The 22,949-nt window shown below is 69.1% G+C and carries 23 protein-coding genes and 1 pseudogene; 20 read left to right on the top strand and 4 right to left on the bottom strand.

Annotated features, from left to right (window positions below):
• Window positions 1-15: 15 nt before the first annotated feature.
• Window positions 16-1,071 carry a heat-inducible transcriptional repressor HrcA gene (gene hrcA / locus Strain318_RS08680; protein ID WP_367885312.1) on the top strand — a complete coding sequence of 352 codons (1,056 nt, stop codon included), beginning with the start codon at window positions 16-18 and terminating at the stop codon, window positions 1,069-1,071.
• 114 nt (window positions 1,072-1,185) lie between these two features.
• Here hrcA and Strain318_RS08675 read toward each other — a convergent pair whose 3' ends face one another.
• On the bottom strand, window positions 1,186-1,653 hold the full coding sequence (locus Strain318_RS08675; protein ID WP_367885311.1) for a four helix bundle protein: 468 nt from the start codon (window positions 1,651-1,653) through the stop codon (window positions 1,186-1,188).
• Between the two features lie 110 nt (window positions 1,654-1,763).
• Between Strain318_RS08675 and dnaJ the strand changes: the two genes are divergently transcribed.
• The 17 genes from dnaJ (at window position 1,764) to rsmA (ending at window position 18,408) form a co-directional block, all read left to right on the top strand.
• Window positions 1,764-2,900, top strand: a complete 1,137-nt coding sequence (gene dnaJ / locus Strain318_RS08670; protein ID WP_367885310.1) for a molecular chaperone DnaJ — start codon at window positions 1,764-1,766, stop codon at window positions 2,898-2,900.
• Window positions 2,901-3,158: 258 nt separating this feature from the next.
• Window positions 3,159-3,920, top strand: a complete 762-nt coding sequence (locus Strain318_RS08665; protein WP_367885309.1) for a 50S ribosomal protein L11 methyltransferase — start codon at window positions 3,159-3,161, stop codon at window positions 3,918-3,920.
• 37 nt (window positions 3,921-3,957) lie between these two features.
• Window positions 3,958-4,680, top strand: coding sequence for an RsmE family RNA methyltransferase (locus Strain318_RS08660; RefSeq protein ID WP_367885308.1), 723 nt, complete (start codon window positions 3,958-3,960; stop codon window positions 4,678-4,680).
• Window positions 4,677-5,018: a histidine triad nucleotide-binding protein gene (locus tag Strain318_RS08655; protein WP_367885307.1), complete on the top strand. Its 342-nt coding sequence runs from the start codon at window positions 4,677-4,679 to the stop codon at window positions 5,016-5,018. The genes Strain318_RS08660 and Strain318_RS08655 overlap by 4 nt, the downstream gene beginning before the upstream one ends.
• Window positions 5,015-6,226: a glycosyltransferase gene (locus tag Strain318_RS08650; protein ID WP_367885306.1), complete on the top strand. Its 1,212-nt coding sequence runs from the start codon at window positions 5,015-5,017 to the stop codon at window positions 6,224-6,226. The genes Strain318_RS08655 and Strain318_RS08650 overlap by 4 nt, the downstream gene beginning before the upstream one ends.
• A 188-nt stretch (window positions 6,227-6,414) precedes the next feature.
• The gene (gene rpsU, locus Strain318_RS08645) at window positions 6,415-6,603 is read left to right on the top strand and encodes a 30S ribosomal protein S21 (RefSeq protein ID WP_367885305.1); all 189 of its coding nucleotides are present in this window, start codon (window positions 6,415-6,417) and stop codon (window positions 6,601-6,603) included.
• Window positions 6,603-7,046: a GatB/YqeY domain-containing protein gene (locus tag Strain318_RS08640; RefSeq protein ID WP_367885304.1), complete on the top strand. Its 444-nt coding sequence runs from the start codon at window positions 6,603-6,605 to the stop codon at window positions 7,044-7,046. Before rpsU ends, Strain318_RS08640 begins: the two co-directional genes overlap by 1 nt.
• Entirely contained in the window at window positions 7,043-9,523 is a 2,481-nt protein-coding gene (locus tag Strain318_RS08635) for an endonuclease MutS2 (protein ID WP_367885303.1), read from the top strand. Before Strain318_RS08640 ends, Strain318_RS08635 begins: the two co-directional genes overlap by 4 nt.
• Complete coding sequence (gene dnaG, locus Strain318_RS08630; RefSeq protein ID WP_367885302.1) at window positions 9,520-11,463, top strand: DNA primase; 1,944 nt, start codon at window positions 9,520-9,522, stop codon at window positions 11,461-11,463. The genes Strain318_RS08635 and dnaG overlap by 4 nt, the downstream gene beginning before the upstream one ends.
• A gap of 130 nt (window positions 11,464-11,593) precedes the next feature.
• Window positions 11,594-12,295 (top strand): zinc ribbon domain-containing protein, encoded by a 702-nt coding sequence (locus tag Strain318_RS08625; protein WP_367885301.1) that lies wholly within the window; start codon window positions 11,594-11,596, stop codon window positions 12,293-12,295.
• 7 nt (window positions 12,296-12,302) lie between these two features.
• On the top strand, window positions 12,303-14,150 hold the full coding sequence (gene recJ, locus Strain318_RS08620; RefSeq protein ID WP_367885300.1) for a single-stranded-DNA-specific exonuclease RecJ: 1,848 nt from the start codon (window positions 12,303-12,305) through the stop codon (window positions 14,148-14,150).
• Complete coding sequence (gene rsmD / locus Strain318_RS08615; protein WP_367885299.1) at window positions 14,143-14,709, top strand: 16S rRNA (guanine(966)-N(2))-methyltransferase RsmD; 567 nt, start codon at window positions 14,143-14,145, stop codon at window positions 14,707-14,709. Before recJ ends, rsmD begins: the two co-directional genes overlap by 8 nt.
• Window positions 14,709-15,185, top strand: coding sequence for a pantetheine-phosphate adenylyltransferase (coaD, locus tag Strain318_RS08610; protein WP_367885298.1), 477 nt, complete (start codon window positions 14,709-14,711; stop codon window positions 15,183-15,185). The genes rsmD and coaD overlap by 1 nt, the downstream gene beginning before the upstream one ends.
• A gap of 51 nt (window positions 15,186-15,236) precedes the next feature.
• On the top strand, window positions 15,237-15,569 hold the full coding sequence (locus Strain318_RS08605; RefSeq protein ID WP_367885297.1) for an STAS domain-containing protein: 333 nt from the start codon (window positions 15,237-15,239) through the stop codon (window positions 15,567-15,569).
• Window positions 15,570-16,022: an ATP-binding protein gene (locus Strain318_RS08600; protein ID WP_367885296.1), complete on the top strand. Its 453-nt coding sequence runs from the start codon at window positions 15,570-15,572 to the stop codon at window positions 16,020-16,022.
• Window positions 16,019-17,620: a PP2C family protein-serine/threonine phosphatase gene (locus tag Strain318_RS08595; RefSeq protein ID WP_367885295.1), complete on the top strand. Its 1,602-nt coding sequence runs from the start codon at window positions 16,019-16,021 to the stop codon at window positions 17,618-17,620. Before Strain318_RS08600 ends, Strain318_RS08595 begins: the two co-directional genes overlap by 4 nt.
• Window positions 17,617-18,408 carry a 16S rRNA (adenine(1518)-N(6)/adenine(1519)-N(6))-dimethyltransferase RsmA gene (gene rsmA / locus Strain318_RS08590; protein WP_367885294.1) on the top strand — a complete coding sequence of 264 codons (792 nt, stop codon included), beginning with the start codon at window positions 17,617-17,619 and terminating at the stop codon, window positions 18,406-18,408. The genes Strain318_RS08595 and rsmA overlap by 4 nt, the downstream gene beginning before the upstream one ends.
• Before the next feature lie 24 nt (window positions 18,409-18,432).
• On the opposite strand, the gene Strain318_RS08585 is transcribed toward rsmA, so the two are convergent.
• Entirely contained in the window at window positions 18,433-19,068 is a 636-nt protein-coding gene (locus Strain318_RS08585) for a redox-sensing transcriptional repressor Rex (protein ID WP_367885293.1), read from the bottom strand.
• A gap of 164 nt (window positions 19,069-19,232) precedes the next feature.
• On the opposite strand from Strain318_RS08585, the gene Strain318_RS08580 reads away from it, so the two are divergent.
• Entirely contained in the window at window positions 19,233-19,871 is a 639-nt protein-coding gene (locus tag Strain318_RS08580) for a 3'-5' exonuclease (protein ID WP_367885292.1), read from the top strand.
• Window positions 19,872-20,240: 369 nt separating this feature from the next.
• Here Strain318_RS08580 and Strain318_RS08575 read toward each other — a convergent pair whose 3' ends face one another.
• Window positions 20,241-20,690: an NAD-binding protein gene (locus tag Strain318_RS08575; protein WP_367887901.1), complete on the bottom strand. Its 450-nt coding sequence runs from the start codon at window positions 20,688-20,690 to the stop codon at window positions 20,241-20,243.
• A 144-nt stretch (window positions 20,691-20,834) separates the two neighbouring features.
• Window positions 20,835-21,986 (bottom strand): annotated as a pseudogene (locus tag Strain318_RS08570) (cation:proton antiporter); the annotation flags it as partial.
• A 53-nt stretch (window positions 21,987-22,039) separates the two neighbouring features.
• On the opposite strand from Strain318_RS08570, the gene Strain318_RS08565 reads away from it, so the two are divergent.
• Window positions 22,040-22,918, top strand: coding sequence for an MBL fold metallo-hydrolase (locus Strain318_RS08565; protein ID WP_367885291.1), 879 nt, complete (start codon window positions 22,040-22,042; stop codon window positions 22,916-22,918).
• The last annotated feature ends 31 nt before the right edge of the window (window positions 22,919-22,949 follow it).

The raw sequence follows: 22,949 nt of genomic DNA, 5'->3' as shown, positions 1-22,949 counted from the left end.
GCATAAGTTAAGCCTATGGGCGAGCTCAATACGCGCGAGCGGCAAGTACTCGAGGCCGTCATTCAGTCGTACGTCGAGACCGCCGAACCGGCCGGCTCCCGCACGATCAGCCGCCGCTTCGGACTCGGCGTGTCGCCCGCGACCATCCGCAACACCATGGCGGACCTGGAGGAGAAAGGCTTCCTCTACCACCCCCACACCTCCGCCGGCCGCATCCCCACCGACAAGGCATACCGCTTCTATGTAGACGGCCTGATGCACCAGGGCCAGCCGCTGCCCGCGCAGAGTCTGGCCGTCCCGGAGCGCGATCGCCTCGCGGAGCAGATCGGCGAACGCGGCTCGGCCATCGAGACGATTCTCCGCCGCGCGGCACAGTCGCTGGGCGTGCTCACGCAGGAGTTGGGCGTCGCCCTGGGGCCGCGCCTCGACCAGACCGTGCTCGCCAAGCTCGAGCTCGTGCGCATGAGCAGCGACCGCTTGATCCTCGTGCTCACGCTGCGGGGTGGGGCGGTGCGGACGATCTTCATCGAGATTGCCGGCGAGATCGCCGACAACGCCATCGCCGAGGTGCAGCAGGTGCTCAACGAGCGGCTCGGGGGACTCTCGCTCGCGGAGATCCGCACTTCTCTCGGTGAGCGGTTGCGTGATGCCGCGCCGACGGGAGGGGCGACGGAGTTGCTCAACATCTTCGTGCAGGAAGGGGAGCAGCTCTTTGACGTCGCGGTGCCCGCCGACGAGGACGCCGTCGTGCTCGGTCAGGCGTCAGTGCTCGCCGAGAAGCCGGAGTTCGCGTCGGGCAATCGGCTGAAGCAGCTGATCGCGCTCACGGAGACGCGGAGCGCACTCGCGGGCGTGCTGCGGCAGCGTACGGCGCAGCCAGGCGTGTCGATTTCCATTGGCGATGAGCATGGGACGTCGCTGCTCGGCGGGCTGACGCTGGTGACGGCCGAGTATCGGGCGGGGTCGCTGACTGGGGTGATTGGGGTGATTGGGCCGACGCGGATGCCGTATGAGAAAGTGATTTCGCTTGTTTCGCATACGTCGTCCTTGGTGACGGATTTGCTCGGTTGAGAGTGGGAGAGGGGAGACGGCGGTACGGGCGGGGATGGGGAGAGGGGAATGGGGGAGACGGGGGGGAGACGTGGGACGTCTCTCCCCCGTGTTTCCTATCCCGGCCCTTTCTCGCTATCCGTCAGCGATTTTGCGTCGGAATGGAGCTGCGTGCCTTCCGCGCTGGGACGTGATGAGTCGGAGTGTCATTCCTCTGATGCGGCTTAGGAGCTCGTGGCGGGCTTCGAGGACGGGGAGAGGGAGGATGTCTGACGCGGCTTGGTACCACGTGATGCACTCCCGCGCGGAGCCGAGTGCGTAGTCGAGCAATCGCACCCGGTCGGCCGTGCCGGAGCGGCTATACCCCTCCGCAATGTTGGCGCTCACCGAGCCCGCCGCCCGCACGAGCTGATCGGCGATTGCGTATCGCCTATTCCGTCGCAGCTCCTTCGCGTCCGCCACCGCCCCGTGCAACAGGAAGAGCGCCGCACGATACACGTGCAGCTTCCAGAGCAAGTCTCGGGTTATCGCCCCCGGCTGCCCCCTCTCCCATTCCTCCTGCGTCTGCACGAAAGGCAGTCCGCCCCGGTCCGATGTTTGCATGGACCGAAACTAGGCCACGTGATACGTCTGCCCCCCATCTTCCCCATTCCCGTATCACCATCTCCGCCCGTACCGCCCTCTCCCGTCTCCCCGCTAGATTGCAGGCAGCTATGTCCGATTACTACAAGACTTTAGGCGTCGCCAAGCAAGCCAGCGACGACGACATCAAGCAGGCCTACCGCAAGCTCGCCATGAAGTACCACCCCGACAGAAACGGGGGCTCCAAGGCAGCCGAGGAGCAGTTCAAGGCGATCACCGAAGCCTACGACGTCCTGCGCGACCCGCAGAAGCGCGCCGCCTACGATCGCTACGGCGAGGCCGGCTTGAAGGGCGGGATGGGCGGCGCGGCGGGCTTCCACCACGTCGACCTCTCCGAAGCGCTGAACATCTTCATGCGCGACTTCGGCCTCGGCGACATCTTCGGCGGCGGCGGTGGGGGCGGCCGGCAGCAGAGCGGCCCGCGCTCCGGCGCGGACGTAAAGGTGGATCTCCAGCTCACCATGCTCGAGGTCGCGACGGGCGTGACGAAGACGCTCAAGCTGAAGTTGCTCGACCCCTGCGAGCGCTGCACCGGCACGGGTGCGGAGGAAGGCACGAAGCCCACGCGCTGCACGACCTGCAACGGCCAGGGCGAGGTGCGCCGCGCGCAGCAGAGCTTCTTCGGGCAGTTCGTGTCGGTGGCGCCATGCCCGACCTGCCGCGGCGAAGGCGTGATGATCGCGTCGCCCTGCAAGAGCTGCCGCGGCGAAGGCCGCCAGCGCGGCGAGCACACGATCGAGCTCAAGGTGCCGGCCGGTGTGGCCTCGGGCCAGTACATGCACCTGCGCGGCGTGGGCAACGCAGGCGTGCGCAGCGGACCGCGCGGCGACGTGATCGTGGTGTTCGAGGTGCTCGAGGACGATCGTTTCGAGCGCGACGGCGAGGATCTCTACTGCGAAGTGTTGGTGACCTACCCGCAGGCCGTGCTCGGCGCCGACCTCGAGGTGCCAGGCGTGACGGGACCGCTTACGCTGCGAATCCCCGAGGGCACGCAGAGCGGGGAAGTGTTCGTGCTGCGCGGGCGCGGCTTGCCTCGCGTGAACGCGTCAGGCGCGGGTGACCTGCACGTGCGGGTGCAGGTATGGACGCCGCAGAAGCTGTCGAAGGAAGAGGCGAAGTTGATCGAGAAGTTGCATGAGGTGCAGGCGAAGCCGCCGGAGAAGCGGGAGAAGGGGTTCTGGGCGAAGATGAAGGAAGCGCTGGGGTGAGCTGAGGCTCTCCCAACTGCAGTTACGAGTAGTGAGTTGTGAGTTGAAAGTGTGGGCACACGGGACAAGGCAGATGCTTGAGAGAGGATCGCGAAGCCATTCGCCCCCCTCCCGTCTGCCCCCCGTCTCCCACATTCCCGTCTCTCCATCTCCGCCCCTACCGCCGTCTCCCTCCCCGTGCCCCCCGTGCCCCCTCTCTGGACCCGCTGCTCCATCACCCCCTCTCACGTCTCCAAACGTGAGCCCGTCGCCGCCGCCATGTTCGCCGCCGGCGCGGAAGGCCTGCACGAATCCGGAGACGCACTCGTCACCCATCTCCCCGAATCCGCCGACGCGCAAAGCTTCGTCAACGCCGTCCGCCGCGCAGACCCCGCACTCGACGCCACCCTCGAACCCCTCGACAACACCGACTGGTCCGAGAAGTGGAAGGAACGCATCACCGCGCATGCACTCGGCGCCCTGACCGTGTGCCCGCCATGGCTCGCCGAGGGCCGTGATCCCGCGACGACCATCGTGATCGAACCCGCGATGGCCTTCGGCACCGGCGAACACCCGACCACGCGCGGCGTCGTGCGGCTGATGCAGGGCGCGATCCGCGCCGGCGACAGCGTGGCCGACTTGGGCTCGGGTTCGGCGGTCCTCGCCATCGCGGCGGCAAAGCTCGGCGCCGCGCGTGTCTATGCCATCGAGATCGATCCCGATGCCACCGGCAACGCCGAAGAGAACATCGCGCGCAACGGCGTGGGCGATCGCGTCGCCGCGCTCGAAGGCGACGCCGCGGTGTTCCTGCCGCTCGTCGCACCGGTGCGCGTCATCCTTGCAAACATCATCTCGTCGGTGCTGGTTGATCTGCTGCCGCTGATGGCGATGACGCTCGCCGACGATGGCGTCATCATCCTGAGCGGCATCCTGCGGGACGAGCGCGAGCGGATGCTCGAGGCCTTGGTGGCAGGCGGTTGGCGCATCGACGCTGAGGACGCCGAAGACCAGTGGTGGAGCGTGAGGGCGGTTCGCGCGTGACCTCGCGCGCCGCGCGATTCGCGTCGAGATTCCCTTGGTGAGTCTCGCCGCCTTCTTCCTCGACGAACCCTTCCACGCGCCCTCGAGCGTCACGCTCGGCGAGGACGCGGCGCACCACATGCGCGTGCGGCGACTCGAGGTCGGCATGCGCGTACGCTTGCTCGACGGGCAGGGCACGCGCGGTGAGGGCGTGCTCACGTCCCTAGCCAAGCGGCACGCGACCGTCGCCGTGGAGCAGGCGGAGCTCGTCGAGCCGCCGACGCCGATTCACTTGCTGCTGCCCGTCGCTGATAAGGACCGGATGCTTTGGCTCGCCGAGAAGGCGACGGAACTCGGCGTCGCGAGTTGGCGGCCTGTGCTGTTCAAACGCTCGAAGCACGTGAACCCGCGCGGGGAGGGGCCGGTGTTCCACCAGAAGACGCGCGCGCGCATGGCGAATGCGCTCGAGCAGTGTGGAGGCGCGTGGCTGCCGGCGATCTATCCGGAAGCGACGGTCGAGCATGCGATCAGCGCGCGGCCAGAGGGCGTCGGAGTCCTACTCGATGCGGGCGCGCCGCCGATGCTCTCGCTCGTGAAGGCGGCGACGCCGGCGCTCACGATTGTCGTCGGACCGGAAGGCGGCTTCGACGCAGGGGAGCGCGAGGCCTTTGAGCAGGCGGGGTTCCTCGTCGCGTCGCTCGGCGGCAACATCCTGCGCTTCGAGACGGCCGCGGTGAGCGGCGTGGCCGTCGGGCGCGCATACCTGGAGGCACATCGATGAGCGCGAGCTGCTTGTTCTGCCGGATTATCGCCGGTGAGATTCCCGCGAAGATCATCGCCGAATCGCCGCAGGCGCTGGCGTTCCACGACATCGCGCCGCAGGCCCCGTTGCATGTGCTGGTGATTCCGCGAGCGCACTACGCGTCGCTCGCCGAGACGCCGGATGGGAGCGTGATGGCGGAGGTCAGCGAGCTGGCGAAGCGCGTGGCGCGGGAGTTCGGCGTGGAGCAATCGGGGTATCGCGTCGTCGTGAACACGGGCGACGACGGCGGCCAGACGGTGCATCACCTGCATCTGCATGTGCTGGCGGGTCGCCAGATGAAGTGGCCGCCCGGGTGAGAGTCGCGCTCGTCCATGAGTGGTTGCTGACGCACGGCGGCTCGGAGGAGATCACCGGGCAGCTGTGCGCGGTGTTCCCCGAGGCGGATCTGTTCACGCTGGTCGCCGATCCGGTGCCGTCGCTGCGGGCGCTGATCGGCGAGCGACGCATCGTGACCTCCGCGCTGCAGCGGATTCCCGGCGCGACGCGCGCGCATCGCAGGTTGCTGCCGTTGATGCCTTGGGCGATCGAGCGCCTCGACTTCACGGGCTACGATCTCGTGATCAGCGTGAGCCACGCGGTGGCGAAGGGCGTGCGGGTGCCGGCGGGCGTACCGCATCTCAACATCTGCTGTTCGCCCGTGCGCTACGCCTGGGACCTGCAGGAGCAGTACCTGGAGGAGTCGGGACTCTCGCGCGGGGTGAAGGGCGTGGCGGCGCGGGCGTTGCTCAAGTACATCCGCGACTGGGACCGGCGCACGGCGACGCGGCCGACGCAGATCTTGGCGATCTCGGAGTTCATTCGCGCGCGCATCCAGCGGGTGTGGGGGCGGGACAGCGGGGTGCTGTATCCGCCGGTGGAGACGGAGTTCTTTGCTGCGAGGAGCGAGGAGCGAGGAGCGAAGAGCGAGGGGATGAGAGGAAGGGGTGAGGGAACAGAGGCTGAGGGGGAGGCGGGCACTCGGCTGTATGTGACGGCGAGTCGCTTCGTGCCGTACAAGCGGATTCCGCTCATCGTGGAGGCGTTTCGGCTTCTGCCTGATCGCGAGCTTGTGGTGATCGGCGACGGGCCCGAGTGGGAGAAGGCGAAGGCCGTGGCGGGGCCGAATGTGCGGCTGCTCGGGCATCTGCCGCGGGCCGAACTGCGGGATTGGTTGCAGCGGGCGGACGGATTCGTGTTCGCTGCCGAAGAGGATTTCGGCATTGCGCCGGTGGAGGCGCTGGCGGCGGGCACGCCGGTTGTGGCGTACGGGAAGGGCGGGGCGCTGGAGACGGTCGGGCCGGGATGTGGGGTGTTCTTCGGCGAGCAGACGGCGACGGCGATTGCGGAGGGCGTGCGGGCGCTCGAGGCGGAGATCGCGGCGGGGAGTGTAACGGCGGCGCGGTGTGAGGAGTGGGCGGAGAAGTTTTCGGTGGAGCGGTTTCGGGAGGGCGTGCGTGCGGCGGTGCGAGCGACGGCGGGGGCAGGGGAGACGGCGGTACGGGCGGAGATGGAGAGAGGGCAATGAGGCAGACGGGGGGAAGACGGGGGCGGGTACGTGAGACGTCTGCCCCCCCATCTCTCCCATTCCCGTCTCCCTCCCCCCGCCCGTACCTCCCTCTCCCCTCTCCCAGCTTGCCTAAGCCCTTGCCATTCGGTAGCTTAAAAGGCTAACCCAATCAGGCGCCGGAAGCGCCACCAAGGGGGGAATCAGTTTTGTCGGAAATCGTCATCCACGAAGACGAGAACTTCGAACGCGCGCTCAAGCGCTTCAAGAAGAAGTGCGAAAAGGCCGGGATCCTCGCGGACCTGCGCAAGCATCGTCACTATGAGAAGCCGAGCGAGAAGCGCAAGCGGAAGCTCAACGCCGCGCAGCGGAAGACTCGTCGCCCCCGCGCGAACTGATGTCAGCATTGGCGGCGCGGCTGCAGGGCGAGCTGAACGTCGCCCGCAAGGCGCAGGACAAGGAACGCGTCCTGCTGCTGGGCACCGTGCTGGCTGACATCCGCAATCACGAGATCGCGATCAAGCGCCTCCCCACCGACGACGACGTCGTCGAGGTGATTCGCAAGGCGATCAAGCGGCGGCGGGAATCAGTGGAGATGTTCGAAAAGGGCGGTCGCGCCGAACAGGCGGCGACCGAGCGGCGGGAGGCGGAGGCCCTCGAGGCCTACCTCCCCGCCGCGCCCACGGACGATGAAGTGCGCGCGGCAGTCCGCGCGGCCATCGTCGGCGGTGCCAAGCAAATGGGCGCCGTGATGGGCAAAGTGATGCCCGCCTTCAAGGGCCGGCTCGACGGCAACGTCCTCAACCGCATCGTTCGCGAGGAGCTCGGGACGTCCCCGTGACGGTCCAGGCCCACGCACTCGACGTCCTCGAATTCGCGCGACTGCTCGATCACGTCGCGGGGCACGCGTCCACCAGTCCGGGCGCAGCGCGCATTAGCGGGCTGCGCCCGGTGCGCGTGGGGGGCACGCATCTCGACCGCGCCGAGGCGCTGGGCGCGCTGCACGCCGAACACGCGCGCGTGGCCGCGATGCGCGCGCTGATCGTCGGCGAGAATCCCTTCCGGCCGGAGGCGATCCCCGAACTGGGCAATGCCTTCCAGCGCCTGCGCGTGGATGGGGCGGCGTGGAATGGCGTCGAACTCCGTGGGGCGTGGACGCTGCTGCGCTCGTCGCGCCTCACGCAACAGTCGCTGCGCGACGAAGCGCGACACCCGGCGGCACGCGCACCACTCGCGGCGCTGGCCGATCGCTTGATTGCCATGCCGGCGCTCGAGGCACAGCTCGACCGCGTGCTCACCGAAGACGGCGAGCTCAAGGACGACGCCTCGCCGACGCTGCGGCGCATCCGCCGCGACTTGCGCGCCTCCGAAGGCGAGATCGTGCGCCTGCTCGAACGCCTGATGGCGAAGCTCGAGCCGCATCATCGCGTGGACGACGCGTCGGTCACGCTGCGCAACGGACGCTGGGTGATCCCGGTGCGCCGCGAAGGGCGCGTGGTGGTGGGCGGCATCGTGCACGACAGCTCGCAGTCGGGGCAAACGGTGTTCGTCGAGCCGCCGGCGGCGGTCGAGGCGGGGAATCGCATCCGCGAGCTCGAAGCGGAAGAACGCCAGGAATGCGAGCGCATCTTCCAGGAACTCACCGCGCTGCTGCGCCCCGAGCGCGAGGCGCTGGCCGATGCCTGGGATGCGCTGGTCGCGATCGATGCGCTCTATGGCCGCGCTCGCTACGCGCTGGCTGCCAAGTGCAGCGACGCCGAGCTCGCACCCGCGCGCGAGGGCTGGCGCATTCGCGACGGTCGGCACCCGCTGCTGCTGGCGCAGGGCATCAGTGTGGTGCCCTTCGAGCTGGCGATGGACCCAAGCGAGCGCACGCTGCTCGTCTCCGGTCCCAACACGGGCGGCAAGACGGTACTGCTCAAGGCGCTCGCGCTGATCGCCCTGATGATGCAGTGCGGGATTCCTGCGCCCGTGGGCGCGGAGAGCGTGATCCCAGTCTTCGACGACGTGTTCGCCGACATCGGCGACGAGCAATCGCTCGAAGCCTCGCTCTCGACGTTCAGCGCGCACCTGAAGCACCTGAAGGAGATCGTCGATCACGCGTCGGCCGATGCGCTGGTGCTCATCGACGAACTGGGGTCGGGGACCGATCCCCTCGAGGGAGCCGCACTCGGTGGCGCGATCCTCGAAGCGCTCACGCGCCGCGGCACGACGACGATCGCCACCACGCACCTGGGGCAGCTCAAGGAGCTGGCCAGCGAAGTGCCGGGCGTGGTGAATGCCTCGCTGCAGTTCGACGCCGAGCGCTTGGCCCCCACGTACCGCCTCATCAAGGGCATCCCGGGCCGCTCCTACGGCCTCGCCATCGCGCGGCGCCTCGCCATGAGCGACGAGGTGCTCGCGCGGGCCGAGGAGCGCGTGCCGCGCATGGAGCGCGATCTCACCGCGCTGCTCGCCGACGTCGAGGCGCGGGCCGAGGCGCTGTCGCGGCGTGAGCGCGAGGTCGCCGAGCAGCAGGCGGACCTGCAGCAGCGCGCGGGGCGCATCGCTGAGCGCGAGGCGACGGTAAAGCAGAAGGAGCGCGAGCTGGAGCGCGAGTCGCGCAAGGATGCGCGGCGCTACCTACTCGAAGCGCGCCAAGAAGTGGAGCGCACGATCCGCGAGCTCAAGGCGGCGGGCGCGGCGAGCATCGACGAGACGGCGCTGCAGGCTCGGCGGGCGATGGAGCAGCGCGCCGACCGCGAACGCGAGGCCCTCGATGCGCTCGACGCCGCGGAACGCGCCGCGCAGGACGCACTGCTCAAGGCGCGCGAGGCCGCAGAGGCGGCGGCGGGCATCGCGGGCGAGAAGCCGCGCGACAAGCGCGGCGTGATCATCGAACCCGGCGACGCGGTCGAGGTCGCCACGCTGGGCGGCAAGACGGGCAAGTTGATCGAGCGCCGCGGCGATGATGCCGTGGTCGTGGTGGGCGCGCTCAAGCTCACCGTGCCGTTCAGCGCCCTGCGGCGCGTGTCGCAGCGGCACCTGAAGGATGCCGCCGTGCCGATCGCCATCATCGACGTGCCCGAGGTGATGGCGAAGCCCGAAGTGGACCTGCGCGGCATGCGCGTGCACGAGGTGGACGATGCCATCGTGCAGGCCATCGACGCCGCGCACCGCGCGGACCTGCACGCGCTGCGCATCATCCACGGCAAGGGCACGGGGGCGCTACGCGAGCGCGTGAACCAACTGCTCAAGGGCGACAAGCGCGTGAAAGCCTACCGACTCGGCGCCTGGAACGAAGGCGGCGCCGGCGTCACTGTCGCGGAGCTCGCGTGATCCCCGACGAGGTAGTGGAGCAGGTGAGCGCGGCGGCGGACATCGTCGCCATCATCGGCGAGCACGTGAAGCTCAAGAAGACGGGCAGCGTGTGGCGCGGGCCCTGCCCGTTCCACCAGGGCACGAACGCGAACTTCTCGGTGATGCCGCGCGGCGGCTACACCTGCTTCGTCTGCGGCGAGAAGGGCAGCGTGTTCACCTTCGTGCAGAAGCGGCTGGGCATGAGCTTCGTCGAGGCGGTGAAGTACGTCGGTGCGAAGAGCGGCATCGAGGTGCAGGAGGTGCAGCGCAAGCGCGAAGGGCCCGATCCGCGCGAGCCGCTGTGGGAGCTGCACGGCACGGTGGCCGAGTACTTCCAGCGACAGCTCTGGGACACGCCGGCGGGCGCCGAGGCGCGGGCGTATCTCGCCTCGCGCGAGGTGAGCCGCGCGACGGCCGAGCGCTTCGGCTTAGGCTACGCGCCGCGCGACCTCAACGCGCTGCGCGAGCATCTGCGCGGACTCGGCGTGCCGGAAGAGCGCGCGATCGCTGCCGGCATCCTCGTGCATCGCGAGGAAGGCGACGAGATCCGTCCGCGCTTCCGCGACCGACTGATGTTCCCGATCCTCGAGCAGGGCGGCAAGGTCGTGGCCTTCGGGGGCCGCCTGCTCGGGCCCGGCGAGCCGAAGTATCTCAACTCCGCTGAGAGCGAGATCTTCAGCAAGGGCAAAGTGCTCTACAACCTCGGTGCCGCACGCAATGCGATCCGGCGCGAGGATCGCGTGGTGATCGTCGAGGGCTACTTCGACGCGCTGCGCCTTGTGGATGCCGGTGTGGAGCATGTGGTGGCCCCGATGGGCACGGCGCTGGGCGAAGGCCAAGCCGAGTTGCTCTCACGCTTCACGAAGCATGCCGTGCTGCTCTACGACTCGGACGGTCCGGGTCAGAAGGCGACGTTCCGGGCGTCGGACGTGCTGCTGGCGAAGGGCTTCGAGGTGCGCGTGGTGACGCTGCCCGAGGGCGAGGACCCGGACACCTTCGTGCGTGCCAAGGGCATCGCGGGCATCGCGCCGCTGATCGAGCAGGCCATGGACGTGTTCGATCGCAAGGTGCAACTGCTACAGCGGGCCGGCTGGTTCAACGACCTGCAGCACAAGCGGCGTGCGTTGGACCGCCTGCTGCCGACGATCCGGGCGGCAAGCGATCCGATTACGCGAGATCTCTACTTGGCGCGCGCCGCCGAGGCGGCAGGGATTGCGCGCGAGGTGTTGCTGCAGGAGCTGCACGCCGTGCGGCGCGGCACGCGCACGACTGGCCGTCCGGCGGAGGCGGCGCGCGCGAGTGTTGCGGGCCAGTATCCGCGAGGCGCGGGCAGTGGCGGCGAGTTCCGCGACCGTGACGCCGATGCGCCCCCGCCGGGCGACGAGGCTGCGCCGGCGGTTTTCCGCGGCCCGTATCGCTCGCCGGTGGAGCAGGGGAACGCCGAGCAGACGCTGCTGCGCGTATTGCTCACGCAACCGATCTGGCAGGACCTCATCGCCGAGGAGTTGGGTAAGCTCGAGATGGAGGAGCTCCCCGAAGGCGCGGGCGATGACGCATTCGCCGAGGACCAAGGCAGCGTGCTGCGCGATCCGGTGTACGCGGCGTTGTATGCCGCCGCGATGCACCACGGCGCCGACGCGGATCCGGAGCAGTTCACGAGTGGGCTCGACGCCCGCGAGATCTATGTGTACGAAACGCTGCGCGGCGAGGCGGACGCGGTGGTGGACGCCAAGCGCAGCATTGCCGATGCGATGCGACAACTCCGCGGGCGTTCTGTGGATGCACGCGTCGCGGAGCTGAAGTCGATACTTCCGTTGGCGGATGAAGCCGAGAAGGACGTAATCATCGCCAAGATCAACAAGCTGACCGAAGAGAAGCGAGCACTCGGTGTACCACGCTGGGGGGCGGTGAGAAGGTGAAAGGATGCTCTTGTGCGCCCCTCAGGCCCTCACCGACACGCACGTCTCCCATCTCCCCCCCCATCTCCCCCATTCCCGTCTCTCCATCTCCGCCCGTACTTTCGTCTCCCGTCTCCCAGCCCTTCGAATAATGTCTGATATCACTTCGCTCCTCGCCCTCCAGTCCGACGACCTCATCATCCACGAGATCGAGACCAAGCTCGACGCGCTCGCCCCTCGCATCGCCGAGCTCGACGCGCGCCGCAAGCGTCTCGCCGACTCCGTCGAGCGGCAGCAGGGGCTGGTCTCGGCCGAGGAGAAGAAGCAGGCCTTCCTGCGCGACAAGATCGCCGAGCATCGGCAGCTGATCGAGCGCAACCAAGCGCAGTTCGACGCGGTCACCAACATCCGGCAGGCGACGGCCGCGGCGGCGCAGATGGAGCAGGCGAAGAAGATCGTCGCCGGCGAGGAAAGCGACCTGCTGGCGCTGAACCGCCGGCTTGAGGAAATGCGTGGCGCGCTGAAGGCGGCCAAGGACGACCTCACCGCGCTCGAGGCGGAGCAGGCGACGGCGCGCGGCGAGGTCGCCGAGCAGCGGGCGGCGCTCGAGGGCGAGCTGGCGACGGCGGCGGCGAAGCGTGCCGAGACGGCGAAGGCCGTGCCGACGGCGCTGCGCACCCGCTACGATCGCCTGCGCAACAAGAAGCGCGTGCATGTGGTGGTCGCGCTGAGCGGCACGGCCTGCGGGGCCTGCGATACGTCGATTCCCATGCAGCGGCGTCACGCGATGCTGTCGTCGGGGGCGATCGAGCCCTGCGAAGTGTGCGGCGTGATGATGTACTACCAGGCCTGAGGGCCGGGTGAGTCGGGCGCGGCCAGCGGCGCGCTGGCGGGACGTGCCGCGCGCGGATGAGGCAGCCGTGGCGGCGCTCTACGCCGAGCTCCGCGCGGGCAACGAGCAGAAGCGCATCGCACAGGAACGGCTGGGGCGCGCGGCCCCGCCGCCGATTCCCGAGGCGGTGGCGCGGTTGCTGGTGCTGCGCGGCGTGCGGCGGATCGACGATGCGCGGCTGTTGCTGGCGCCCTCGCTCGCGCAGCTGACGCCGCCGGAGGCACTGACCGACCTCGCGCGCGCCGCCGAACGGCTCGTGACGGCGCTACGGCGGGGGGAGCGCATCCTCGTGCACGGCGACTACGACGTGGACGGCATCTGCTCGACCGCGCTGCTGACGAAGATGCTGCGCGCGATGGGCGGAGAGGTGGAGCCGTTCATTCCCGATCGCAAGACGGACGGCTACGACTTGGGAGCCGCGGGCGTGCGGCGGGCGGTCGAGGTGCGGGCGAAGCTGGTGCTCACCTGCGACTGCGGCACGACGGCGCTGGGGCCGGCGCGTGAGCTCGCGGCGCAGGGCATCGATCTGATCGTGACGGACCATCATCGCCCGATGCCTGAGTTGCCGACGGCGTTTGCGGTGGTGAATCCGCAGCGGGAGTCCGAGTTGGAGCTGCGCGGGGATCGGGCGTTGGCGGCGGTGGGTGTGGCGTGGAAGCTGATGGCCGCGGTGCTGGCGCTGCGTGGCGCCGATGTGTCGGAGGCCGAGCGCGCCTCGCTCGGCGAGTTGCTGGAGGCGCAGTTGGAACTCGTGGCCCTGGCGACGGTGGCGGACGTCGCGGCGCTGGTGGGGGACAATCGGATCTTCGTGGCCGAAGGCTTGAAGCGCATGGGGCGCACACCGGCGGCTGGTGCGCGCGACCTGCGGAATCGTGGCTTGCGCGCCCTCATTCGCTCGGCGGGGCTCGACGACAAGCGACTCACGGCGGGGCGACTCGGCTTCGTGGTCGCGCCGCGGTTGAACGCGGTGGGGCGCATCCGGCACGCGAGCATCGGCGTGGACCTGCTGCTGGCCGAGGATGACGGCAGGGCGATGGACCTCGCGGCGCAGTGCAATCGCGCGAACGACGAGCGGCAGGCGCTGGACCGCGGCATCCTCGAGCAAGCGCAGCGGAAGCTGGAGGATCTCGACGTCGCCGCCGCGCGAGGCATCGTGCTGCACGGTGAGGGCTGGGAGCCCGGCGTCATCGGCATCGTGGCATCGCGCATCGTGGAGATCACGCACCGCCCGACGTTCATGATCGCCGTCAACGCCGACGGCGGCGTGCGCGTGGGGAAGGGCTCGGGCCGGTCGGTGCCGGGCTTTGACCTGCATGCGGCGCTCACGGCCTGCGGCGACCTGCTGGAGAAGTACGGCGGCCACCGCGCGGCCGCAGGTCTGACGATCGCCGCGGACCGCATCGAGGAGTTCGCCGCGCGCTTCGACCAAGCGGCGGCTGCCGCGCTCACGGAGGACCAGCTACATCCGGAGCTGCGTCCGGACTTGGAGATGCGGATTGACGACGCCGACGTGACGCTGCTCGAGGCCCTGCGATTCCTCGAACCCTTCGGCATGGGCAATCCCGGCCCCGTGCTGCTCTCGCGCGGCGTGCAGCTCAAGGGCGGGGCACGCAGCGTCGGCAGCGACGGCCTGAAGCTCGAGCTAAAGAGCGACGGCGGCCCGCGCGAGGCGATCGGCTGGGGCATGGCCCACCGCGCCGCCGCCCTCGGCCGCGACGCGCGCGTCGACATGGTGTATCGCCTCGAGATGAACGAGTTCCGCAACGCCCGCACGCTGCAGGCCAACATCCTCGACCTGCGTCCGAGCGATGGCTGAACTCCGCATCATCGCCGGCCGATGGCGGGGCCGCCGCATCCAGGTGCCGGAGAGCGGCGTGCGCCCCACCGCCGACCGCGTGCGCGAGGCCTGGATGAGCATCCTCCAGCCCCACATCCCCGACGCGCTGGTGCTGGATCTCTGCGCCGGCAGCGGCGCCCTCGGCCTCGAGTGTCTCAGCCGCGGCGCGACGCACTGTGACTTCGTCGAGCAGGACCCAAAGGTGGCCAAGGTGCTCAAGGCGAACATCGCAACCCTGAAGGCCGAAGCCGTCAGCACCGTCCACCTCGCCGACGCTGTGCAGTTCACCTCCCAACTCCCAACTTCCAACTCCCAACGGGCAGTTGAAAGGCCGTACACCCTCTCCCTCGCCGACCCCCCGTACGCGACGGACACCGCACTCCGCCTCGCCTCCATCTGGCTCGAACACCCGTTCTCCGACATCTTTTGCCTTGAACACTCCGCCGCAGTGTCGCTTCCGGACGCCACGGCGGGCGCGACAACGGACCGCCGCCGCTACGGCGACACCGCGATCACCATCTACCGCCTCTCCGCCTGATGCCGAAGACCGCGCTGTACGCCGGCAGCTTTGACCCCATCACGAACGGCCACAGCGACCTCATCAAGCGGTCGCTGCAATTCGTGGACCGTCTCGTCGTCGGCGTGGCCGTCAACGTCGCCAAGCAGCCGCTGTTCACCGACGACGAGCGCGTGGCGCTGATCGCGGCCGCCGTGGACCACGACCCCCGCGTGACGGTGAAGGCCTTCAAGGGCCTCGTCGTCGATTTCGCCAAGGCGAACAACGCGACGGTGATCCTCCGCGGCCTGCGCTTCGTCGCCGACTTCGAGTACGAGTACCAGATGGCGCTCATGAACCGGCATCTCGCGCCGCAGCTCGAGACCATGTTCATGGTGCCGAGCATCGAGGTCAGCTACATCAGCTCGTCGTTGGTGCGCGAGGTCGCGCGCTTCGGCGGCGACATCGACAAGCTCGTGCATCCCGCCGTCGCGGCGGCGTTGCGCACCAAGTTCTGACGCTAAGTTACAGACGCGTCCCCAGCCCCCTTACCCCAGCACGAGCCGGACATGCCCCTGCACGTATCCCGCCAAGGTGAAGTGGTCATCGTCGAGATCGAGGGCCAGCTGATCGTGAGCAACCGCCAGGAGCTCAAGCAGCGGGTGCTCGACGAGGCCGAGACGGGCGCGCGGAAGATCCTCGTCGACTTCCACCGCACCGGCTACATCGATTCCGCCGGCCTCGGCGTGCTGGTCTCGCTGGCCAAGCGCCTGCGCGAACTCGGCGGCGACATCCGCCTCGCCAACCTCAACGACGACCTGCAGACGCTGTTCGAGCTCACGAAGCTCGACACGCTGTTCCAGATCTCCGATAGCCGGGAACGCGCGCTCGAGACGTTCTGAATGGCCGGGTCGCTGACGCTGGACCTGCGGATCCCGAGCGAGCTGCAGCAGATCGAGGGCGTCGTGGAGGAGGTGCTGCGCAGCTGCGCGACGCGCGCGGTCGACGTGCGCGCGCTGGGCAACAAGTTCAAGGTGGCGCTCACCGAGGCGCTGTCGAACGCCATCATCTGCGGCAACGGCGAGGACGCGCGCAAGGAAGTGCGCGTCCGCGTCGAGGTGCGCGATGATGTGGTGATCGTCGAGGTCGAGGACGAAGGGCAGGGCTTCGACCTCGAGGCCTGCACGGAGGATCCGACGACGCCGGAGAACCTCGAGCGCGACAGCGGACGCGGGTTGTTCCTGATGCGCGCGCTGGTGGAGCGCGTCGAGAACTTCCGCGTGGTGGGCGCGGCGCAGGGGAACGTCGTGCGCCTCACGGTGCGTCACCCCGGCCGCACGGGCCACGCCGCATGAGCGACATCGGCGTTGCCCTGCACGCGTTCTCCGAGGCCTATGGCTGCGGGGCGACGCTGTGGACGCAGGCGGCACCCGGTGCGACGGTCGAAGTCGCGGCGACCTCGGGCGGCGACGTCACGCCCCCCGAAGGCTTCGCCGACATCACCGGGCCGGAGCCCCGCCTGCGCGAGACGGCGCTCGGCGCGCAGCTCGTGGTGCGTGTGCCGGGGCGTACGCGCGCCTGGCTGGGCATCGGGCCGGTGCCCGATGACGACAGCGACGTGCGCCGCTGGCTGCGCGTGCTCGTGCCCGTGCTCGGCGAACTGCTGCAGGCGCGCTGGGAAGCCAGCCACGCCGCCGACGAGCTCATGGAACGCTACGAGGAGATCAATCTCCTCTACTCGATCAGCGAGATCCTCGGCCGCACGGTGACGCTCGATGATGCGGCGCGCACCATCCTGCTCGAGGTGTCCGATACGGTGGGCGCCGACTTCGGCGCGCTGCTCGTGCACGATGCGGCGGCGGGCCTGCTGCGGCCGGTGACGTCGCTGCGCAGCGTCACGGCGGGTCCCGCGGTGCCGATTCCGATTGACGACCCGATTGCCGTCTCGGCGCGCGTGTTCCGCACGCGGCATGCGCTGCTCGTGAACGCCGGGGTGCTGGAGTCGCCGCTGGAGGCGCCGTTCCGCTCGGGCGCGATGCTCTCCGTGCCGATCACGTGGACGACGCCTGAAGGCGGCATTCCGCTCGGCGTCGTGTGTCTGAGCGGGCGTCGCAGCGGCGACAACTTTACGGCCGGCGACGAGAAGCTGGTGTCGGCCGTGGGCTCGCAGATCGGGACGGCGATCCAGAACGCACGCCTCGTGCGCGCAAGTCTCGACCAGGAGCGGCTGCAGAGCGAGATGCGGCTCGCGCATGACCTGCAGATGAAGCTGCTGCCGTCGGGCGAGGTGGTCGCGCCGGAAGCGCTGTGCGCGGTGCGCGTCGAGCCCGCCGAGGGGGTGGGCGGCGACTTCTACAACCTGTTCCACCTCGGCAACGGGCGCATCGGCGTGTTGGTCGGCGATGTGTCGAGCCATGGGTATCGCGCCGCGTTGATCATGGCGCTGGTGATGAGCGCGAGCGCCATCCATGCGCAGACGACGGCCGATCCGGCCGAGACGGTGACGGCCATTTTCGCGACGCTCGACGAAGAGCTGCGCGAGACCGAGATGTTCCTCTCGCTGTGCTACTGCGTGGTGGACCGCGAGGCGCGCACGATCCGCTGGACGAACACCGGGCATCCGCACGCGTTCACGGTGGGCGCCGACGGCGTGCCGCAGCGGCTCGAGGCGACAGATCCGCCGCTCGGGCTGGGGCCGGAAGACCTGCACGTCGCCGAGCGCGCCTGGGATCCCGAGCATGATGTGCTCGCGCTATTCACGGACGGCATCACCGACGCGCGCAACGCGCGCGGCGAGGCGCTGGGCGAGCGCGCGGTGCTCGACGTGTTGCGGGCGCGGCGCAAGGAAGTGCCGTCGCGCGTGGTCGACGGCGTGTTCGCGCTGGTGGAAGGGCACATGGGCCGCGCAAAGCCGCACGACGACCAGGCCGTCGTCGTGTTGCGGCATTCGTGAGCGCCCTCCCGCGCCCCAAGAAGCGACTCGGCCAGCACTTCCTGACCGATCCGCGGCTACTCGGCCGCATCGCCGACGCGCTGGCGTGCACGCGCGAGGACACGGTCATCGAGATCGGTCCCGGCCGCGGCGCGCTCACGGAACACTTGCTGCAGCGCGCAGGGCGGGTGATTGCCATCGAGCTGGATCGTGAGCTGGCGCCCATCCTGCGTGAGCGCTGGAAGGATGAGCCGCGCTTCACGCTCATCGAGGGCGATGTGCTCGAGCAGGACCTCGGGGCACTGGCCGGCGGTCCCTATCTGTTGGCCGGCAACGTGCCGTACAACATCACCACGCCGATCCTGTTCCACGCGATGCAACGCCCGCGTCCGACGCGCGCCGTGTATCTCGTGCAGAAGGAAGTCGCGGATCGTGTGGTCGCCGCGCCGGACAGCGACGACTACGGCGCGCTCAGCGTGAACGTGCAGGCGCTGGCGCAGGCCGAGCGGTTGTTCCTGGTGGGGGCGAAGAGCTTCAATCCGCCGCCGAAGGTGGAGAGCGCCGTGCTGCGCATCGTGCCGCGCGCCGAGGCGTTGCTGGCGCCAGAGGAAGAGGAGCCGTTCCGCCTGCTGGTGCAGGGTGCGTTCGGGCTGCGGCGGAAGCAGATGCGGCGCGTGGTGCGGACGCTGTTCGACCTCGATGCCGCCGCGGCGGATGCGCTGCTCAGCGCGGCGGGGGTGGACCCAGCGGCGCGGCCGGAGACCCTCGGTGTGCTGGAGTTCCTGCGCGTGCTGCGGGCGCGTCGCTAACCGTGCGGCGCGTGCCGCGCGGCGTCAGACGCCGTGCGTGAGCGAGTAGGCGAGAATCTCGAGTTCGGTCGCCATGTTCACCGCGCGAATCGTGACGCCCTGCGGCGCATGCAGCGGCGCCGGCGCGAAGCTCAGGATGGCGTGCATGCCCGCGCTGACGACGCGGTCGACCATGGCCTGCGCCGCCTCGCCGGGAACGGCCAGCACAGCGATGCGTGGCTTGTGGAGCGCGATGTCGCGTTCGAGCTCGGTGTCGGACCGGACGGAGAGGGCGCCGAGGTTCATGCCGGTCTTGGCGGGATCGCGATCGTAGACGCCGACGACGTGGAAGCCGCGCGACGTGAAGCCGCGGTACTGCGCGAGGGCGGCGCCGATCTTGCCCGCGCCGATGATGATGACCGGCCACGGTTGTTCGAGGCCGAGGATCTCGCGGATGGAGTGGATGAGATCCTTGACGCCGTAACCGAGCCCGCGCTTGCCGAAGGAGCCGAAGAAGGAGAGGTCTTTGCGGACTTGGGCGGAGGTCGTGCCGCCGGAGCGCGCGAGTTCACCGCTGGACACAGTCGTCTGCCCGCGGGACTCGAACTCCTCCAGGAAGCGGAGGTAGAGCGAGAGCCGCCGGACGGTGGATTCGGCGATGTGTTTGGTAGGTGAGTGCATATCTTTGTGAAATCTTTCACAATGTAGTGCGACGGCGGCGCGAAGTTCAATAGCTGGACCGCATTCGGGATTGCGGTCTTTGGCGGAGGGCGGCGGGGAGTCGTGGACGGGTGACGCGCGGCCAGGGCGCTTCGGTCCGCGTTCGGTCGCGCTAGATTGCCCGCGTGGACCTACACACGCTCCCGTACGTCGTCGTCGACGTGGAAACCACCGGCGGACAGCCTTGGGGCGTCGATCGCGTGACCGAGGTGGCGGCGGTCTACGTCGAGGGCGACCGGGTCGAGGTCGCCTTTGAGTCGCTGATCAACCCCGGCCGCCCGATTCCGTGGCACATCACGCGGCTGACGGGCATCTCCGACGCCATGGTGCGCGAGGCGCCGCGCTTCGAGGACATCGCCGGCGAGTTTGCGGCGCACCTCGTGGGCCGCGTGTTCGTGGCGCACAACGCGAGCTTCGACTTCGGATTCTTGGACGCCGAGTTCTCGCGGGTCGCGCCGACGCCACTGGGGAGCCTCGTGACGGGTCAGCTCTGCACCGTGCGACTCGCGCGGCGGCTGCTGAGCCACCTGCCGCGGCGGAATCTCGATGTGGTGAGCGCGCACTACGGCGTGACGATCGCCGACCGCCACCGGGCGAGTGGAGACGCGCTGGCGACGGCGCAGGTGCTGCGCGGCTTGCTGCGCGATGCGTCGCATCGCGGGGTGCAGACGTGGGGCGATCTCGACGCGCTGCTCTCGCGCGGGACTGCTCGGCGGAAGCGCACGGCTTGGCCAGGTGCGTCGGACGGGGCTGAGGGCGCCTAGTTCGTCGCGCTCTAAGTCCCGTCGCGCTTTGGTCTCGTCGCGCTGGGTCGGAGGCGGGGCCTGCCCTGCGGGACCTGACCGCTTCGCGCACGGTCCCTTCGGGCAGGCCCCGCCTCCGCCCTGCACGCATTAGCTCGGTCTTTGGGTTCTCACGGGCCTCAGGCTCGTCCTCGCTCTCGGACGCGAGCGGTGCGCATGAGCGATGCACCGAGCGTTCGTGGCGTTTGGCAGCACAGCGCCGATCGTCGCTCCCCGCGTCGTCGCGACGCTAGTCAGGGCGGGGGCGCGAGTCGCCCGTAGGGACCGTGCGCGAAGAGGTCAGGTCCCGTAGGGCGACGCGCGCCCCCGACCGGCGCACGAATGCCAGCGTCACTCCAGAGCTCGCAGCTCGGCAATCCGCTCGTCAGCTTCGTCATCGCTGCGGCCCATCTGCATGAGCGCGTAGTGCGCGATGCCGTAGGCCATTTCCTGCTCGCCCATGACCACGCGTCCAACGTCCTGCGCCTTGAGGAACCGGCGTTCCTGCTCGGAGTGCGTTCTTACGATCGTTGGCAGGTCGGCACGGAGCTCTCGCGCCTTCTTGATGATGTGCCGTGCCTGGAATGGGTCGGGCGTGGTGACGATCAGCAAGCGCGCCGTCGCGCAGTGTGCCTGCTCGCGCACGAGCGCGCGCGTCGCGTCGCCGAAGATGGCGTGCACGCCCTCCTCGCGCAGGCGCTCGACCAGCGCGCGGTCCTGCTCGATCACCACGTACGGGATTTCGGCCTGGCTCAGTGCGTAGGCCACGACCGACCCGACGCGGCCGTGGCCGACCAGCACCACGTGGTCACGCAGCGGCGCCTCCGGATCGACGGGCAGTGCGCGCAACGGGTCGGCGTCGCCGATGCGCTCGAGCACGTCCCGCAGCCGCGGCCGGCGGTGGATGAAGTTCTCGAGGCGCCGCGTGCCCCCGACGATGAGCGGATTCACGGTGATCGAAATGATCGCGGCGGCGAGCATCAACTGCTCGGCATCACGCGGCAGCACGTTCAGCGAGACGGCGAGCGCGGCCAGGATGAACGAGAACTCACCGATCTGCGAGAGTCCTGCCGCCACCAACAGCGCACGGCGCAGGGGATGGCGCTGCCAGAGCAGGAATCCTGCGACGATCACGTAGCGCAGTCCGAGCACGACGCCGAGGACGACGGCGAGCTTCCCTGGCGTGTCGAAGACATGTTGGGGGTCGACCAGCATGCCCACCGAGAAGAAGAACAGCACCGCAAAGGCATCCTGCAGCGGCAGGGCATCGGACGCGGCTTGGTGGCTGAGGTCGGATTCGCTGATCACCACACCGGCGAAGAAGGCGCCCAGCGCGAAGGACACGCCGAAGACGGCCGCGGCACCGACGGCGAAGACGATGGCGACCGCGAGCACGGCAAGGGTGAACAGCTCGCGCGAGCCTTGCCGCGCCACATGCTCGAGGAGCCGCGGCACGGCGCGCCGCCCGACGACGACCATCAGCGCGATGAACAGTCCCACCTTGCCGAGCGTGATGAGCAGGGCGGCGCCGAGTTTCCCGTCGACGAAGTCCAACCCCAGCGGTGCATTGCCGATCGGCGCGGCGACGGCCGGCAACAAGACCAGCACGAGGACCATCGCGATGTCTTCGACAATCAGCCAGCCGATGGCGAGGCGTCCTTCGGTGGTGTCGACGGCGTTGCGCTCTTCGAGCGTGCGCAGCAGCACGACCGTCGAGGCCACCGACAGCGTGGTCCCGAACACGAGGCCCGCGAGTGGCGACCACCCCCACCATCACGCGAGCGGGAATCCGAGCAATCCGATGAGCCCCATGCGGAGCAGGGCGCCAGGCACGGCGCTGCGGCGCACGGCGATGAGTTGATCCACCGAGAAGTGGATGCCCACACCGAACATCAGCAGGATGACCCCGACCTCCGCGAGTTGCGGCGCGAGCGTGGGGTCGGGTTTCGGCCCGGGAGAATACGGACCCGCCAAGATGCCAGCGATGAGGTAGCCCACAAGCGGCGGGAGGCCGATGCGCTTGGCCGCGAGCCCAAGCACGAAGGCGGCGCCGAAGCCGATGGCGAGCGTGACGATGAGGGCCGTGTCGTGCGGCATCGGGGGCAAGGTACACCGCCGATCGCCAGCGGGGCGATAGTAGATTGTCCGATATGACCGCCCCGACTCCCCTATACGAACAGCGCCGCCTGGGCGACTGGACCATTCACGCGTTGCAGGCCGGCGGCCAGCAGCTCGACGGCGGCGCGATGTTCGGTGTGGTGCCCAAGCCGCTCTGGGAGAAGCGCATTCCGGCCGACGCGCGTAATCGCATCCCGCTGGGTATGCGGTGTCTCTTGGTCGAACATCCGACGGCCGGTCCCGTGCTCATCGACACGGGGCTCGGCAACAAGGAAGACCAGAAGTTCCTCGGCATCTATGGCATCGAGAATACGGTGCCGGGGCATCGGACGATGCTCGAGGCCGCGTTGGCCGCTGCGGGGTACGCGCCCGAGGACGTGCAGGTCGTAATCAACACGCACCTGCACTTCGACCACGCGGGCGGCAACACGGCGCGGGATGCGTCGGGCGCGATCGTCCCGAGCTTCCCGAATGCGCGCTACTTGGTGCACGCCGGCGAGATGCACTACGCGACGCACACGAACGAGCGGACGGCGGCGAGTTACTTCCCGCGGAACTGGGACGCGCTCGCGGCGTCAGGCCAGTTGGAGCTCGTGCAGCATGACGTGGAGCTGGTCCCGGGCATCCGGATGCGGCATACGCCGGGGCATACGCCCTGGCACCAGAGCATCGTGCTGGAGAGTGCGGGGGAGACGGCGGTGTTCCTGGGAGACGTGTGCCCGACGGCGGCGCATGTGCCGTTGCCGTGGATCATGGGATACGATGTGGAGCCGTTGGTGACGCTGGAGTCGAAGCGGGCGCTGTGGCGGGACGTCTCTCGTCTCTCGTCTCTCGTCATCTTTGAGCACGATGCGGTGGTGGCGTTCGGGAAGATTGGTGAGACGGAGAAGGGCTTCGCCCTTCTCCCGTGAAGTGGGAGAGGGGAGACGGAGGTACGGGCGG

Origin of the sequence: Pseudogemmatithrix spongiicola (genome assembly GCF_030623445.1) — a bacterium.
GTDB classification, from domain to species: Bacteria; Gemmatimonadota; Gemmatimonadetes; order Gemmatimonadales; family Gemmatimonadaceae; genus Pseudogemmatithrix; species Pseudogemmatithrix spongiicola.
The sequence above is the reverse complement of the archived record's forward strand: the minus strand, read 5'-3'. Positions and strand labels throughout refer to the sequence as shown.